This is a genomic window from Pseudoalteromonas sp. Z1A6 (genome assembly GCF_011378745.1).
Classification (GTDB): domain Bacteria; phylum Pseudomonadota; class Gammaproteobacteria; order Enterobacterales; family Alteromonadaceae; genus Pseudoalteromonas; species Pseudoalteromonas arctica.
In genome coordinates this window covers 12,572-28,660 of record NZ_WTKW01000008.1, presented here as the reverse complement: position 1 = coordinate 28,660, position 16,089 = coordinate 12,572, and the positions used below count along the sequence as shown (strand labels likewise).

Annotated in this window: 11 protein-coding genes; 9 read left to right on the top strand and 2 right to left on the bottom strand. The window is 40.4% G+C overall.

The window, feature by feature from the left end; all coding sequences use genetic code 11:
• Positions 1-163 precede the first annotated feature (163 nt).
• Together GQR46_RS01115 and GQR46_RS01110 are read left to right on the top strand one after the other, a co-directional pair.
• A complete protein-coding gene (locus GQR46_RS01115; RefSeq protein WP_008167256.1) occupies positions 164-796 on the top strand; it encodes a 2OG-Fe dioxygenase family protein in 633 nt (210 codons plus the stop codon).
• Between the two features lie 9 nt (positions 797-805).
• The gene (locus GQR46_RS01110; RefSeq protein ID WP_165739441.1) at positions 806-2,041 is read left to right on the top strand and encodes a cysteine desulfurase-like protein; all 1,236 of its coding nucleotides are present in this window, start codon (positions 806-808) and stop codon (positions 2,039-2,041) included.
• 19 nt (positions 2,042-2,060) lie between these two features.
• Here the strand turns inward: GQR46_RS01110 and GQR46_RS01105 are convergent, their stop codons facing one another.
• Entirely contained in the window at positions 2,061-2,765 is a 705-nt protein-coding gene (locus tag GQR46_RS01105) for a 2OG-Fe(II) oxygenase (protein WP_165739439.1), read from the bottom strand.
• Positions 2,766-2,798: 33 nt separating this feature from the next.
• Here GQR46_RS01105 and GQR46_RS01100 point away from each other — a divergent pair, with 33 nt between their 5' ends.
• The 7 genes from GQR46_RS01100 (at position 2,799) to GQR46_RS01070 (ending at position 13,793) form a co-directional block, all read left to right on the top strand.
• Positions 2,799-3,197, top strand: a complete 399-nt coding sequence (locus GQR46_RS01100; RefSeq protein WP_165728316.1) for an acyl-CoA thioesterase — start codon at positions 2,799-2,801, stop codon at positions 3,195-3,197.
• A 199-nt stretch (positions 3,198-3,396) separates the two neighbouring features.
• Positions 3,397-4,371, top strand: a complete 975-nt coding sequence (locus tag GQR46_RS01095) for an aldose epimerase family protein (protein WP_165739437.1) — start codon at positions 3,397-3,399, stop codon at positions 4,369-4,371.
• Between the two features lie 187 nt (positions 4,372-4,558).
• The gene (locus GQR46_RS01090) at positions 4,559-7,306 is read left to right on the top strand and encodes a TonB-dependent receptor (protein WP_165728314.1); all 2,748 of its coding nucleotides are present in this window, start codon (positions 4,559-4,561) and stop codon (positions 7,304-7,306) included.
• 192 nt (positions 7,307-7,498) lie between these two features.
• Positions 7,499-9,025, top strand: a complete 1,527-nt coding sequence (locus tag GQR46_RS01085; protein WP_165739435.1) for a tryptophan halogenase family protein — start codon at positions 7,499-7,501, stop codon at positions 9,023-9,025.
• A gap of 12 nt (positions 9,026-9,037) precedes the next feature.
• On the top strand, positions 9,038-9,799 hold the full coding sequence (locus tag GQR46_RS01080) for a SapC family protein (protein ID WP_165728312.1): 762 nt from the start codon (positions 9,038-9,040) through the stop codon (positions 9,797-9,799).
• 52 nt (positions 9,800-9,851) lie between these two features.
• Positions 9,852-11,336, top strand: a complete 1,485-nt coding sequence (locus GQR46_RS01075; RefSeq protein ID WP_165728311.1) for an SLC5 family protein — start codon at positions 9,852-9,854, stop codon at positions 11,334-11,336.
• A gap of 324 nt (positions 11,337-11,660) precedes the next feature.
• On the top strand, positions 11,661-13,793 hold the full coding sequence (locus tag GQR46_RS01070) for an alpha-galactosidase (protein WP_165728310.1): 2,133 nt from the start codon (positions 11,661-11,663) through the stop codon (positions 13,791-13,793).
• Positions 13,794-13,963: 170 nt separating this feature from the next.
• Here the strand turns inward: GQR46_RS01070 and recG are convergent, their stop codons facing one another.
• Positions 13,964-16,045 carry an ATP-dependent DNA helicase RecG gene (gene recG, locus GQR46_RS01065; RefSeq protein ID WP_165739433.1) on the bottom strand — a complete coding sequence of 694 codons (2,082 nt, stop codon included), beginning with the start codon at positions 16,043-16,045 and terminating at the stop codon, positions 13,964-13,966.
• Positions 16,046-16,089 lie beyond the last annotated feature (44 nt).

The following is a 16,089-nucleotide window of genomic DNA, read 5'->3' as shown; positions in this document are numbered from 1 at the left end:
TTTTATTGGCTAAAATAAATATTAGATAGTTCATGCTTCTTTTTTTATATTATTGTATTAAATCTAGTCTTAAGTTGCTTTTAAAGTAAGTAATCGCGCAAAAATTCCTATCAAAATGCATTAAAATCCTCATCAATATTCTCATTATTTTAGGCGAGATTTTATGACAGCATTAAACAACCAGAATTTACTGCAACTACGTTTTGTTAACCAAGCAAATATTGATTTGGTTAAGCCTTCTTTTGATAACCTGCCTGCAAATCCTTATGCAGATGGCGCCTTTCGTAAACGTCGTTACTCAGTAGTTAAAATGCAAGATGGTGAAATAAAGCTACAGCAAGCCAAAGCATTTGTTCAAGACGATTCAATTAATACTTTTCAAGGTAATGTAGAGCGTACTTACGAAAACCTAGAGCAAAGTTTACTTGAGTCAGAGGGCATGAAAAGCATTGTAAATGAGTTTCGCCAACTTACCGGTATTGATGAGCAGCGTGATATTGAAATTCATCAGTTCCGTATGCTTGCTATTAACAGTGATACGCCAGCAGCGCCAGAAGGCGTACATCAAGATGGTTTTGATCATGTATGTATATGCGGCGTTTCTCACGAGAACTTAGAAGGCGGCGAGCTACTTGTATACGAAAACAAGCAAGCTGAGCCTTGTTTTAAAATGGAAATAAAAGACGGCATGTTTGCATTAATAAATGACCGTCAAGTGTGGCATAACGCAACACCTATGAACAAAATTGATGCTAGCAAACCAGGTTACCTGGATTGTTTTGTATTAACGTCTTAAGGAATAAGCATGAACATAACGCAATTACGTGAGCAGTTTCCTGCATTAATGCAAAACGTTGATGGTAAATCGCCCGTATTTTTAGACGGACCAGGTGGCTCGCAAGTGCCAATATCGGTGCTTAATGCGATGACAGCTTATTTAGGTCATTATAATTCGAACTTAGGTGGCGCGTTTTTTTCAAGTGATAAAACGGTTGAGTTGATGGCGAATGCGCGTCAAGCCGCCGCTGATTTACTTAATGCACCTAGCTCACAACAAATTGTGTTTGGTCCAAACATGACCAGCCTAACATTTAGCTTTAGCCGTGCAATTTCACGTGACTGGCAGGCTGGCGATGAAATAATTGTAACCAATGCCGATCATTTCTCAAATGTATCGTCGTGGCAACAAGCCGCAGAAGATAAAGGCGTAAAGGTAAATACAGCGCTTATTAACGAAGCAGATTGCAGCTTAGATATGGTGCAATTTGAAAGCTTATTAAACAGCAACACTAAGCTTGTAGCGGTAACTTACGCTTCAAATACCACAGGTTCAATTAATAATATTAAACGTATTGTAGAGTTAGCTCACGCTGTAGGCGCACTTGTTTATGTTGATGCCGTGCATTACGCACCGCACGAACTTGTTGACGTGCAAGCGCTTGATTGCGACTTTTTAGCCTGCTCTGCATATAAGTTTTTTGGCCCGCATTTAGGCATGGTTTACGGTAAAAAAGAACATTTAGACGGGTTTACGCCTTATAAAGTAGAACCCGCTAAAGACGTAGCACCAGGTCGTTGGGAAACCGGCACACAAAGCTTTGAAGCAATGGCGGGTTTTATCGCGGCTGTTGATTACATTGCAGCAATTAGCGAACTTGACGATAGCCATTCACGCCGCGAAAAGTTAAGTGTTGCTTTTGCTAAAACTAAACAGCACGAAATGGCGCTTAGTGAGCACTTTTTAACGCGCTTGGTAAACTACCCACGCATTAAGCTGTTTGGTATTGATGACTTTGATCGCTTAAATGAGCGTACACCTACTTTTGCTTTGATTTTTGAAGGGCTTGAGCCGCGCGCTGTTTCAGAGTTTTTAGGTAAACAGCATATATGCGTGTGGGATGGTAATTTTTATGCGCAAGGTTTGTGCAAGCAACTAGGTGTGCTTAATAAAGGCGGTGTAGTGCGCATTGGTTGTATGCACTACAACACCATTAAAGAGCTTGATCAACTGTTTGATTTATTTGATGAGCTACTAGGTTAATCATATAAGTTTTGGTGCGCTAACTCTTTGGCGCACCATATATTTGTTCTGCACGATTAAACAACACCCACGATGTTAAAATATACTTATCGTTTGATACTGGCTTATTACCTCTATGAGTATGTGTAAAGTAGCTTGGGGCTATTACCATAGTGCCTTTTTTAGGTGCGATTTTACGATTTTGATAGTAAAACTCAGTTTCACCACCTTCTTCTACATCGTTTAAATAAAACATAAAGAGCAACACGCGATGCAACGCCTCGTTATGCTGTAACTGAGGGTAAACCTCACTGTGCCAGTAAGGATAGCCACCTTTATTTACTTCGTATTTTTGCGCCTGAATATTACCGAGTCTAAAAATTTGCTGAACTAGCAAAGGTAATTGCGGTTTGCCTACTTCTTCAAAATTCTCTTGGGTTAAATCGACTACGTCACCTGCTTTTGGGTGATAGACCTTTAAACCAAACGCCCCAATCAGCATAAAAATATGCTCCTCAACATACTTAAAAACATGCTGTGCAGTCGTTTGTTGTATGTGTTTTAATTGTTGTGCATATTCGGGGTGATTGTTTAGGTGTAGGTCGTGGCTGTCTTTTTTCTTTAAGTCGACACCGCCCGATGTCACTCCTTTTTTTACATGCGGGCTTTGCGCAAATATGGTAATAAATTGATCGCAAAATTCATCGCTTAATGCGTTATCAACAACGCGTATAAAGTCCGTCATGGTTTACCTTTATATAATTATTATTGGATTTTTATGTTTATTGAAAAAGTGATGCCGCGCTTTAGCGAAACAGATGCACTCGGACACATTAACAATACCGTACTCCCAGTATGGTTTGAAGTCGCACGTGGACCTATTTTTAAGTTTTTTACACCGGACTTAAATCCACACGATTGGAAATTGATTATCGCCAAAGTTGAAGTATCATTTGTCGGTGAATTATTTTACGGCCATGAGGTAACAGTTAAAACGTCTGTAGAGCACATAGGCACTAGCTCTTTTACGCTGAGACAAGAAGCGTGGCAACACGATAAATGCTGCGCAATAGGTAAGGCCATTATGGTGAGGTACGACTTTATTGCTAAATCAAAGCAAGCACTTAGCATTGACGAAAAAGCAGCGCTTAACGAGCATATTTACCAAAGCAGTTAACCTTACGAGGCTTATATTTTACATAAGCCCATACTGAGCTGGATTATTGTAAATATATGATGGCAGCTGTGATTTTTGTCGAGAAATTTTAACGTATTTAGATTGAGTTACAGGCTTCAGTTATATACTATTTATATTATATATTGTTGCGCCGTTATAACAGGAAATGTTAATTCGGTAATTTGATTGGAGAATACGTGTGACATCTATTGCCAATAACCAACCTTTACAAGTTATTCAGCTCAGTGATGGTCAAAACTTAACAGCTGAAATTTTGCCATTTGGCGCAATCATAAAAAGCATTAAATTTAAAAAACAAGAAATGACGCTTAGCGTCGATGACCCTCAATACTATCTTGAAAACCCATTTTACTTAGGTGCAACAGTAGGTCGATACGCTAATCGCATTGCAGGGGGGCGTTTTAACTTATCTGGTATACTGTATCAATTAGAAGCAAATAATGGCCCTAATAGCCTGCACGGCGGTGTTAAAGGCTTTAATAAAGTACTTTGGCAAGTAACTAAACAAAGTGAAAGTGAAGTGGAGCTTTATTATTGCTCACCCGATGGCGAACAAGGGTTCCCCGGTGAGTTGCAGGTTTGGCAAACGATTAGTGCTAAAAACGGCGAGCTTACTCTGAGCTTTAAAGCGATAACTAACAAAGAAACACTCGTTAATTTTACTAACCATTGTTATTTTAACCTTGATGGCAGCGAATCAATTAATGAACATTGTGTACAAATTAACACTAATCACTATCTTCCTATCGATAAAACCAGTATTCCACTCAATGAAGCCGCATTAGCTACAGGTACCTGCTTTGACTTTACTAAATCAGCTCAAATTGGTGAGGCATTAAGCGCCGCACATTCTCAGCTAGAAGCTGGCAATGGTTTTGATCACTGCTATATTTTTAATGATGACAGCAGTTTAAAAACGATGGCTACGTTAACTTCGCCACACACGAAGGTTAATTTAACACTTAAAAGTACGCAGCCAGGTATGCAGCTTTATACCGCTAACTTTGTAGGCGCGCCATTTAAAGCACGTCAAGCTTTGTGTTTTGAAGCGCAAAATTGGCCTGATGCGCCAAATAGAGAAAATTACCCTAAAGCTAATTTATTACCGGGAGAGGATTACGAACAGGTTATTATTTACTCTTTTTCTGAGTGAATACAGCATTGCAATGTTAATTTAAAGAAAATTAAAAGCAAAAATACAGTGATTAAATGATGCTCATAATTAAGGAAAAGGTTGCACTTTTTATCGGTTTAAAGTATTTATAATATAAATAGTATTTGAAACTATATACACTACCACAACGACACAACGACTACACACAATCAGGAGTTTTTAAAAAATGATAATTAACAATAAGTTATCGTTCAACAAGAAAACCGCGATCAGTATTGCTATTACTGGCATATTGGCAAGCGGAAACGTTGCAGCTCAAGGCGCTGAAGGCAATACGCCTACAGTAGTAAATGAAGATGTTGAAGTTATCGCAGTAACGGGTATCCGCAGCAGTTTACGTTCTTCAATGTTAGATAAAAAAGCATCTAATGTTGTTACAGACGGGATTAAAGCAGAAGATCTTGGTAAATTTCCTGATTTAAACGTAGCAGAATCTCTGCAACGTATTACAGGTGTAGCAATTGACCGTAGTGGTGGTGAAGGCCAAGCGGTAACTATTCGTGGCTTTGGTCCACAATTTAATACTGTACTTGTTAATGGTCGTCAAATTGCGACAGACAGTGCAGGTCGTGAATTTAATTTTGATGTATTAGCAGCAGACCAAATCACCGGTGCTGATATTTATAAAAGTAATACAGCAACACTTCAAGAAGGCGGCATTGGTGGTACGGTTAACGTAACTACAGCACGTCCTTTTGACTTTGGTGGTTTACATATTTTAGGTTCAGTTAAAGGTATGTACGAAAGCCTTTCTGAAGAAGTATCTCCATCAACATCATTCTTAATAAGTAATACGTTTAACGATGATAAGTTAGGTGTGCTTTTTGCCATCACTAATCAACAACGTAAACTTCAAAATAACCAAATTTTAACGGCAGGTTGGCGCGGCGGCCAAACAATCTCTAATCCAACAGATGGTGTATTGTTTGAAAATGCCTACATTCCGCGTAACTGGGATCAAGTTGTTGATGAGCAAGACCGTGAACGTACAAACGCAAGTTTAGTATTGCAATACGCACCATCTGACGATGTTACGATTACTGTTGATGGTATGATTTCAAAATTTGAAGTTGATTCAACAGTACGCGATTTAGCCTCTTGGTTTGAACCAGACCGCGTAGGTAGCGCAACGATTGATCCAGAAACAGGCACTCTTTTAACTTTCTCTCAAGACGTTGGTTTGGGTGCGCCAAGTGGCGACCCTGCAAGTGACTTTGTATCACATACACGTAACTCACGTGATGTAACTAATAAAGCATTTGGTATTAACGTTGATTGGCAAGTAAATGATTCATTAAAAGCAAAATTTGATGTATCTCGTTCAACAGCCGAAAACGACCGTGCAGGTACTGACCGCTTTAACGTTGTCGGTATTATTAATAGTTATACTTTTGACGGTACAGGCAGTATTCCTACTGTACAGCATGATGGCTTTGAAAATGGTTCATTGCCAGATCCAAGCCTTGCCCGCCTTCACTATAACGAAGTGGGTCTACAGTTTACTGATGAAGATGAAATTACTGAAGTAAAAGCTGATTTTGAATACGTGCCAGATAAAGGCCCAGTAGATCGCATTAACTTTGGTGCTTATCGTCAAGAGCGTGAAAAATCAAGCTTCCAAGTTTATGGTACCCAATGTCAGTTCTGTGGTTACGGTACTGAAGCACCACTTGATGCAATTGATTTTGAAGCTTACCAAGCAAGCAACTACTTCCCAGGCTTAATCGATACATTCTACACCTACGACGGTGATAAAATGCTTGATTACCTAGCCGATCAAGGTTTCCCAGTAGAGCCAACACTACAAAATAACCGTTACACAATTAACGAAGATATCACTAGCTTATACATGGACTTTACGCTTGGTTTTGACCTAGCTGATATGCCAGTAACTGTTAATTTAGGTGCACGTTACTCAGAAACTGATATTGAAGTAGCGGCAGTACAAAGCTTTATTAGCGATGTAGTGCCAACAACTGATGCAACATTATTTGCTAACGTATTTGGCCCAGCAACGAACATTGAACAGGGCACTAGCTACTCAAACTTACTACCATCTTTGAATGTTAAGTTAGAGCTGCAAGACAATATGATTTTACGTTTTGCAACGTACGACAGTATTACTCGTCCAACGATGTCTCAATTATCTCCTGCTACTACATTTAACGAGCCACGCCGTCAAAACTTAACAGCAAATGGTGGTAACCCTGCACTTAAGCCATTCCAGTCAGAAAACTGGGATATTTCTTACGAGTGGTACTACAACGACGCTAACTTATTTAGCTTTGCAGTATTTAGTAAAGAAGTCGATGACTTTATTGTTACGCTAACAGGTGAAGAAACATTTGAAATGGCTGACCGCTCAGGTCCTGGTTTTGCGTGTACCACTTGTACAGGTCAAGCAGATGATGAGCTTAATGGTAGCTCAGAAATATACACAGTAACTCGCCCTCAAAATGGTGAGTCAGCTAAAGTAACTGGCTACGAAGTAGGTGTGACGCACATATTTGAAAATGGCTTTGGTATTATAGCCAATGCGACTGTCGTAGATAGTGACATTAGCGTAGGTGCAGACACCACACAAACATTTGCACTTGAAGGTTTAGGCGATTCACAAAACTTAATATTATTTTATGAGCAAGATAACTGGCAAGCACGTGTTGCATTTAACAACCGTGAAGGTTTTTTACGCTTAGTTGATAATGGTTTTAACGGTGAACCAGTGAACGTAGAAACTTACGGTCAGTGGGATATTAGTGCAAGCTACGATATTAACGAAAACTTCACTATTTTTGCTGAAGGCATCAACATCACTGAAGAAGAGTTAGTACAAACGGGTCGTTTTGCTAACCAAATCTATTCGGTTGAAGATAATGGCTCACGTTACGCGTTTGGTATTCGCGGATCGTTTTAATTAATGCTTGAGGCGAATTTCTCGCCTCTTGTTTCATTGCAGCACTTTGGTGCTAATACCAATTAGGTTGATTTAGCAGTAATGTATGTTAGTTAACCTAATTGGCTAAAATGAAACTACATTAAATCAAAATGCCCTAACGGGCATTTGTTGTATAAAACGTTATCAAAAATACTCAAAGAGTAGTCCATTATGAATAAAGCAATAAAAACAGTAGCGGTAGTTGGCGGTGGTACAGCAGGATGGCTGAGCGCTGCAATTATAGCTTCGTATCACCAAGGTCAAAATGGTGACGGCTTAAAAGTGATATTGGTTGAATCGTCAGACATTCCAACAATTGGCGTAGGTGAAGGTACCTGGCCCACGATGAAAAACACGCTTCAGCAAATTGGTTTACGTGAAGTTGACGTGTTTAAAGCCTGTAATGCCACTTTTAAACAAGGTGGAAAGTTTGTAAATTGGACTCATGGCAATAATGACTTTTACTACCATCCATTTACTGTACCACTAGGCTACGGCCGTATAGATTTAGCCCCTTATTTAGATAATGTTGAAGACTTTGCACAGCAAACAAATTTTCAACATGATATTTGCGAAGCAAGCTTAGCCCCAAGAGGTATAGCGCAAGGTGAATATCAAGGTAATTGTAATTACGCTTATCACTTAGATGCCGGCGCTTTTGCCGAAATGCTTAAACAGCATTGTAAAAGTAAGCTTGGTGTAGATCATATTATTGGTACTGTTGATCAGGTAAAGCTTGATGACGATGGTGCAATAAATGAGCTTACTCTAAAAGATCAAACCCGCACCATAAATGCCGACTTATACATAGACTGTACTGGCTTTTCATCATTGTTATTAGGCCAAGCGCTTAACGTACCGTTTAAAAAAATGGACCACGTGCTATTTAACGACAGCGCATTGGCTATGCAAGTTCCTTACGATGAAAACGATGAGTCTTTGGCGAGCCACACCATAGCAACAGCGCAAAACGCTGGATGGATTTGGGATATTGGTTTAACGCACCGCCGAGGTGTAGGGCATGTTTATTCAAGCAAATTTTTATCAGACGATGAAGCAGAGCAAAACCTAAGAGACTATTTAGGAGATGCAGCAAACGGTTTAACTGCCCGTAAAATCAACTTTGAATCAGGATACCGTGAGAAGTTTTGGCATAAAAACTGTGTTGCCATTGGTATGTCGGCAGGGTTTGTAGAGCCGCTTGAAGCTACCGCCATTATGCTTGTTGAAATTTCAGCACGCTTTGTTGCTGAACATATGCCAGCAGATACCCAAGTAATGCCTATTGTAGCTAAGCGCTTTAATGAGCAGATGGATTATCGTTGGCAGCGTATTATCGACTTTTTAAAGCTACATTACATGCTAACCAAGCGCCCAGAACCTTACTGGCAAGCACATGTACAGCCTGATACTATTCCAGAAACCCTGCAAGAAGACTTACTTCTTTGGGGAAGCCGTGGCCCGCTTATTCAAGATTTTCATGGCGCATTAGAGTTATTTCCAGCCGCCAGCTATCAGTATGTTTTGTACGGTATGGGCTTTAAGCCTGACTTTACTAAACAAGCGTATTTGTATTCACAAGACGCGCAAGCTAAACAAATAATAGAACGTAACAGCCAGCTTACACAGCAGATGTTGCAAACTTTACCACCGCACCGTGCTTTTATAGAGCAGTGGTTAGCAGCTAACCCAGTTTAAGGATGTGTAACTATGGCTATTAGTGAACTAGTAAACACCAAACACCAAACATTAAAAATTAACCCCAATGCCGCTGTTGAATACGCAAAAACACAGCATTTAGTTAATTTAAGAGCAAATGAAATAGCAAAAGCAGCCTGCGATTTACCTGTTTTTTTAGCACGTAACGCACAAAATGGCAGCTATACAGTATCAGCGTTAACAAGCTTTAGTGCTGGGCAAAGTCTATTGGTAAATAACAACCAATGGCAGGCACTTTACACTCCGGTATGCATGCAAACCCAGCCGCTTTACTTAATGACTCGAGAAGCAAATAGTAGCGATTATTTTATTGCGATTGATGAGCAAAGCTTAGCCGTAAACACCGAGCAGGGTGAGTCACTATTTGATGCTAAAGGTAACCCAAGTTTATTTTTAAGTGCACAGCAAAAGTTGTTAGAAAGCGATTTAAAAAATGATTACCAAACGTATCAATTTACCCAAGAAGTTGCGCGTTTAGGACTCATTAAAAACATAGATATTGTATTGCAGTTTGAACAAGGCGAAACCCAAACCATTCAAGGTTTGAGCACCGTTGATGAAGACAAACTGCAAACATTAGATAGCAATACCATTGCAGAACTACAAAAGCAGGGTTACTTAAGTGTGCTTAACAGCATGCTCATTTCACTGTTTCAGTTAAATGCATTGGTAAAGCTGCACAACCAACGTCCCGAACTTATGCCTTTAAAGCAGATTAAGTTAGAACTAAGTCGAGATGCGCACGCGCTGTAGCGTGCATTTTTTATTACCCAGACATTGCGCATAACGCGCAGGAGACACACACATGTCAGATAACATTTTACAGCTGGTGGTTTTTGTTTTTGTCACCGCTTTAATTGGTGGCCTTACTTATTGGAAATGCCGAGGCCAAAATCGTAATAACGGACAAAGCCAAACCAAAGAGTATTTTTTAGCGGGCGGTGGCCTTACTTGGATGTTTGTTGCAGGTTCAATCACATTAACTAATTTAAGTACTGACCAACTTGTAGGTATGAATGGTAACCAAATGGCTTTGCTTGTTTGGTGGGAGCTTGCCGCTATTATAGGGTTGATTATTTTAGCCAAAGTATTCATCCCTGTTTATTACAAATACAACTGTACAACCACCACAGAGCTTTTAGAAAAGCGCTATAACAACAAGCATATTCGCGCTGTTATTGGTGGGTTGTTCTTTTTAGGTAATGCACTTATTTATATGCCAGCGGTAATCTACTCTGGTGCGCTGTTTATGCAAACCATGTTTAAAGTTGATATTCCGCTTATGTATATTGCCACCGCCTTTGCCATTCTTGGTGCTGTTTATGCCTTCTTTGGTGGTCTGCGTGCAGTTGCAGTATCGGATACTTACAACGGTATACTTGTACTCGGTATGGCTGTTTTAGTGGTGTTTTTAGCACTTAATGCAATTGATTATGACTTTACGGGTATTCCAGAAGAACGTTTAACATTAATTGGCGATGCTGATTCACCTATTCCTTGGCCAACACTTTTAACCGGTATGATCTTCATTCAAATGTATTACTGGGGTACTAACCAAACAATTACGCAGCGAGCAATGGCAGCGCCTAATGTTAAAGAAGCGCAAAAAGGTATATTTGCAGCGGCGGGTATTCGCTTTTTAATCGTCCCTGCAATCGTGGTATTACCGGGTATTATTTCGTTTAAGCTTTATGGTGATATTGGCGACGCCGCTTATGGTCGAATTGTGGGTGATGTAATGCCAGCATGGTTAACCGGTGTATTTGCAGCGGCAATGGCTGCAGCAGTACTGTCTACTTACAACAGCTTATTAAACTCAGCAACCGCATTGTATGTATGTGACATTCACGAAGCATATTTTAATAAAGAGCCAAGTGTTGTAAAGCTAAGTGGTTACGTAACATTGCTACTAACAAGCTTAACACTGGTACTTGTACCAATTTATCAGCAAGCAGATAGTATTATTAACTTACTACAGCAATTAAATGGCTTACTAAGTATGCCTATATTCTCTATTTTTGTAGTGGGATTATTGTTTAAAAATGTTGATGCACGTGCGGGTATTGCAGCAGTAATTTTAGGTGTTGTAATGTACGGCATGCTTACATTTGCAAGCTCACCACTACATACTGATATTCATTACATTCACTTAATGCCAATTACACTGATTGTATGTGTGGCTTTTGCATTAATAGTAAATAAAGTGGTGTTTGGTTTGAATGCACAATGGGCAGGTAAAACATCTGAACTTGATGACGCAGGACAAGCACAAGCACAAGTACAAAAATAACGTATAAATAATTTAAGCTGACAAAATCGGTCACGGGACAACTCTGGCCGATTTTTTTATATGTATAAGAAATTAGTAACAGCACTTTAAAGTTAAGGTTGGTTTATAGCTTTTTGCTACAGTGGTACTTCCAGTGAGTTTATCTAACTATTTGCGATGTAAAGACTATCAAAACCCAATTTATATGATATATACTATTATTATTGAATGTCACCGTCTGATAGATTGTGCCTCAAAGAACGAGAGACACATTAATACTTAGTATCACTAAGTTACTTTCGTTATATTTATAACTCACACAATGAACAAGAGGATAGGAAAATCATGGCCGACACTAAATCATTTTATCGATTAGACAGTGTAAACAGCACCGTTATTTTCGACTGCCAGAGCAAAACACCGGCGTTACTGTACTTTGGTAAACGCCTATCTGAGCAAACAACAGAAACAATGCTAACTCAGCTTGCTACCCGCCAAGAAGTAAAATGTGCCGTGGTTGAAGAAGCGCCTATTTCTCTATCTCCGTTATTAGGCGAGGGCTTTACTGGTGCGCCAGGGCTTGAGCTAGTAAATGATTCAATCGCATGGTCAGTAGGGCCACAACTTCAAGAAGTACGTGAGCCTTCAGCTGCAACACTTGAATTTGTAAGTGTAGATAAACTTCGTGGTATTGAAGTAGTGCACAGCATCACGCTTGATAAAAACACTGACGTATTGAGCGCGCATACCGTATTAACTAATTTAGGCGATTCGCCATTAAGTGTTAACTTTTGCGCGGCGCCAACATTCCAGCTGCCAGATAGCGTAAGTAAAATAGTAAGCTTTGAAGGTCGTTGGTCAAACGAATTCCAACGTCAATCAGTTGATTTAGTCTTAGGCAGCTTTGTACGTGAAAACCGTAAAGGTAAAACATCACACGATGTATTTCCTGGTTTATTAGTGCATAACGAAAATGCAGGCGAGCAGCACGGCGAATGTTACGGCTTTCATTTAGGTTGGAGTGGTAATAATAAACTACGCGCAGAGCTTTTAGCTGAAGGTCGTCGTTACGTGCAAATGGGTGAGTTATTATTACCTGGTGAGCTTACGCTTGCTAAAGGTCAAACGTATCAAAGCCCGAGCATTTATGGCTCGTTTTCGAGTGAAGGTTTTAGTGCGCTTTCTCGTAATTTTCATCGTTTTGTTAAAGCTAATTTACTTAGCCAAGCACAGCGTGAAAAAACGCGCCCTGTGCATTACAACACATGGGAAGGCATATACTTCGATCACGACGTAGACACGCTTAAGCAACTAGCCGACAAAGTAGCGCCGTTAGGTATTGAGCGTTTTGTACTTGATGATGGTTGGTTTAAAGGTCGCCGTGGCGACAACGCTGGGCTAGGTGATTGGACAGTAGATTACAAAATCTACCCAGATGGTTTATCGCCAGTAATCGACCATGTAAACAGTTTAGGCATGGAGTTTGGTATTTGGTTTGAACCAGAAATGGTTAACCCAGATAGCGATTTATATCGTGCACATCCTGATTGGGTTTTAGGTTCTGAGAACAACGAACAGTTAAGCTTTAGAAATCAGCTAGTGCTTGATTTAACTCGCACAGAAGTTGTTGAGTACTTATACAAAGCGATTGACGACATTTTAGTTGAATACCCAACTATTAAATACATTAAGTGGGATATGAACCGCGATATTAATCATGCGGGTAATTTTGATGGTAAGCCAGCAGTACACCAGCAAACATTAGCACTTTATCGTCTAATTGACCGTATTAAAGCGGCGCATCCTGGGCTTGAAATAGAAAGCTGTTCGTCAGGTGGTGCACGTGTAGATTACGGCGTACTTGCACACACCGACCGTGTATGGACGTCAGACTCTAACGATGCGCTTGATCGCCTTGAAATACAGCGTGGATGTTCGTTCTTCTTTCCATCGTCGGTTATGGGTGCACATGTAGGCCCGCGTGATTGTCATATTACAGGGCGTAATGTAAGTATTGAAATGCGTGCTGCGGTATCAATGTTTGGCCACATGGGAATCGAAATGGACCCACGTGAGCTGAACGATCATGAATACAATGCCCTTAAAGCGGCAATAGCGCTTCATAAAGAGCATCGTGAGTTTATTCATAGCGCCGATTTGTACCGCCTTGATAGCGACGATTTATCAATTAACTTTGGTTTAATCGACGAGCAAAAATCAAAAGCGTTGTTTGCTTATAACAGCGTACGTGAAACACCGCGTACAGCGCCTAATAAGCTTCGTTTTGTTGGCCTAGATGGCGATGCGCAGTACACACTTAATTTAGTGTGGCCGGTTAAATTTGAAGAGTATCGTCCGTCTTCTATTGCTGCGGTAAATGGTCAAGCATTTACAGGTGAAGCGTTAATGCAGTTTGGCTTACAAATGCCAATTTCATTCCCGCAAACATCACTTATTTTTGAGCTTAACAAAGCTTAAATTTAACTAAGAGCAGTAAAAGGCGCTAATCGCTTTTATACTGCTTAGCTTAGCTCAGTTTAGATATCAGTAGTCAGCTCTATATTGTTTAGAGCTGGCTTTTTTATATCCTTAGTAAGCTAATTTAGTAAATTAACTTAGTAAACTCAAAAGTATCGAAAATAGAGTGGTTACGCTTGCGCGTAATTTTGCTTGTTACCCAACCAACGTTGAATTAGTGGGTCAACAACCTCTGGGTGTTGCTTAAGCATTTGCTGTGCAATCGGTCTTACTTGATTAAGTATGTGCTTATCGCGGGTAAGATCTGCAATTTTAAACTCGGCTAACCCTGTTTGTTTTGTACCGAGTACTTCACCAGGGCCACGAATTTCTAAATCGCGCTCTGCTATCACAAAACCATCGTTACTATCGCGTAGTACACCTAATCGCTTTTGAGCAGTATGAGACAGTGGTGCGTGGTATAAAAGCACGCAATGCGATGCAGTAGCGCCACGGCCAACTCGCCCACGTAACTGATGCAGCTGTGCTAAGCCTAAGCGCTCAGGGTTTTCTATAATGATTAAGCTCGCATTAGGGACATCTACACCAACTTCAATAACCGTAGTGGCAACTAAAACATGTATATTGCCTGCTTTAAACTCGCTCATAATGGCTTGTTTTTCAGCTGATTTCATTCGCCCATGTACTAAACCTACGTTTAGCTCTGGTAATGCTTCTTTTAACTGCAGTGCGCTGTCCTCCGCTGCTTGGCATTGCAGTACTTCAGATTCATCAATAAGAGTACACACCCAGTAAACTTGGCGGCCTTGCTCGTTACACGCTAATTTAACGCGGGCAATAATATCGTCTCTGCGAGTATCTGGAAGTGCTACTGTTGTGATGGGCGTACGCCCAGGTGGTAGCTCATCAATGACCGAGGTTTCTAAGTCGGCATAGGCTGTCATCGCGAGCGTACGTGGAATAGGTGTTGCGGTCATAACGAGTTGATGAGGGTAACAATCACCAAATTTACCTTTTTCACGCAGTGATAAACGCTGGTGGACACCAAAGCGATGTTGTTCATCAATAACAATAAGCACTAAGTTATTAAACTTTACTTCATCTTGAAATAAAGCGTGAGTACCTACAATCATTTGCGCCTCACCAGAGGCTATTTTTTCAAGTGTTGCTACGCGCTCTTTACCCTTTGTTTTACCGCCAAGCCAAGCAACTGTTATACCTAGTTGATTAAACCACGTTGTAAAATTAACACCATGTTGCTCTGATAAAATCTCTGTTGGCGCCATTAAAGCTACTTGAAAGCCCTGCGCAATAGCGGTTAGTGCACTCAGTGCTGCTACTAGGGTTTTACCTGAACCTACATCGCCTTGTACTAAACGCATCATGGGATATGCGTGTTGCATATCACCTTTAATTTCAGCAACTACGCGGCTTTGTGCATTTGTGGGTGCAAAAGGAAGTTGTTCTAAAAATTGGCTTTCTAATGTATTTACCGGATTTAATGCTACGGCTTTAACTTGTTGCCCTTGCTCTCGTACTTTTAATAAACTGAGATTTTGAGCAAGTAGCTCCTCAAATACCAGGCGCTGTTGAGCAGGGTGAGTACCTTGCTCTAATGCAGTTACATCAACATCATTTGGTGGGCGGTGCAGTAATAATAAGGCGTCACTTAGCGGCATATTTGATGGCTGCCACTGTGAAGGCAGTAGTTCTTCCACTGAGTATTTATTTAGTAAATCAATGGCCTGTTCGCTTAAAGCTCTAATCGATAGTTGCTTTAAACCTTCGGTTGTTGAATAAACGGGCGTTAATGTTGTCGCTACCGGCTGCTCGTTAGAGGTATCGCTGATGCTGTATTCAGGATGACTCATTTCAAAGCCAACACGGCCACGGCGCACTTCACCAAAACAACGTATTATTTTACCAGCACTAAATGCGTTTTTTTGTGCGGCGGTAAAATTAAAAAATCGTAATGTTAGCCTGCCAGTACCATCATTGATTTGGCAAACAAGCATGCGCCTTTTACCAAACGTAATTTGGCTTGTTTCAATTGTTGCTTCAACACTCACATGGCTATGCAATGCCAGTTCATTAATCGCGTATAAGCGAGTGCGATCTTCATAGCGAAGTGGCAAATGAAAAAGCATATCTTGCACAGTTAAAATACCTAGCTTTAACAAACGCTCAGCCATTTTTGGGCCGACCCCTTTGAGCTCTGTAATTGGGTATTGATTTAAGCTAGGTTTAGACAAAGTGTATCAATCTTATTATTTGTGAGTAGGCTAAGTGTACTTAC

Bases quoted from the DNA above. Each gene is read 5' to 3' on its own strand.
- GQR46_RS01070 (WP_165728310.1), top strand. From the start codon at position 11,661: ATGGCCGACACTAAATCATTTTATCGATTAGACAGTGTAAACAGCACC.
- GQR46_RS01110 (WP_165739441.1), top strand. From the start codon at position 806: ATGAACATAACGCAATTACGTGAGCAGTTTCCTGCATTAATGCAAAAC.
- GQR46_RS01075 (WP_165728311.1), top strand. From the start codon at position 9,852: ATGTCAGATAACATTTTACAGCTGGTGGTTTTTGTTTTTGTCACCGCT.
- GQR46_RS01100 (WP_165728316.1), top strand. From the start codon at position 2,799: ATGTTTATTGAAAAAGTGATGCCGCGCTTTAGCGAAACAGATGCACTC.
- GQR46_RS01085 (WP_165739435.1), top strand. From the start codon at position 7,499: ATGAATAAAGCAATAAAAACAGTAGCGGTAGTTGGCGGTGGTACAGCA.
- GQR46_RS01080 (WP_165728312.1), top strand. From the start codon at position 9,038: ATGGCTATTAGTGAACTAGTAAACACCAAACACCAAACATTAAAAATT.
- GQR46_RS01115 (WP_008167256.1), top strand. From the start codon at position 164: ATGACAGCATTAAACAACCAGAATTTACTGCAACTACGTTTTGTTAAC.
- GQR46_RS01105 (WP_165739439.1), bottom strand. From the start codon at position 2,765: ATGACGGACTTTATACGCGTTGTTGATAACGCATTAAGCGATGAATTT.
- GQR46_RS01090 (WP_165728314.1), top strand. From the start codon at position 4,559: ATGATAATTAACAATAAGTTATCGTTCAACAAGAAAACCGCGATCAGT.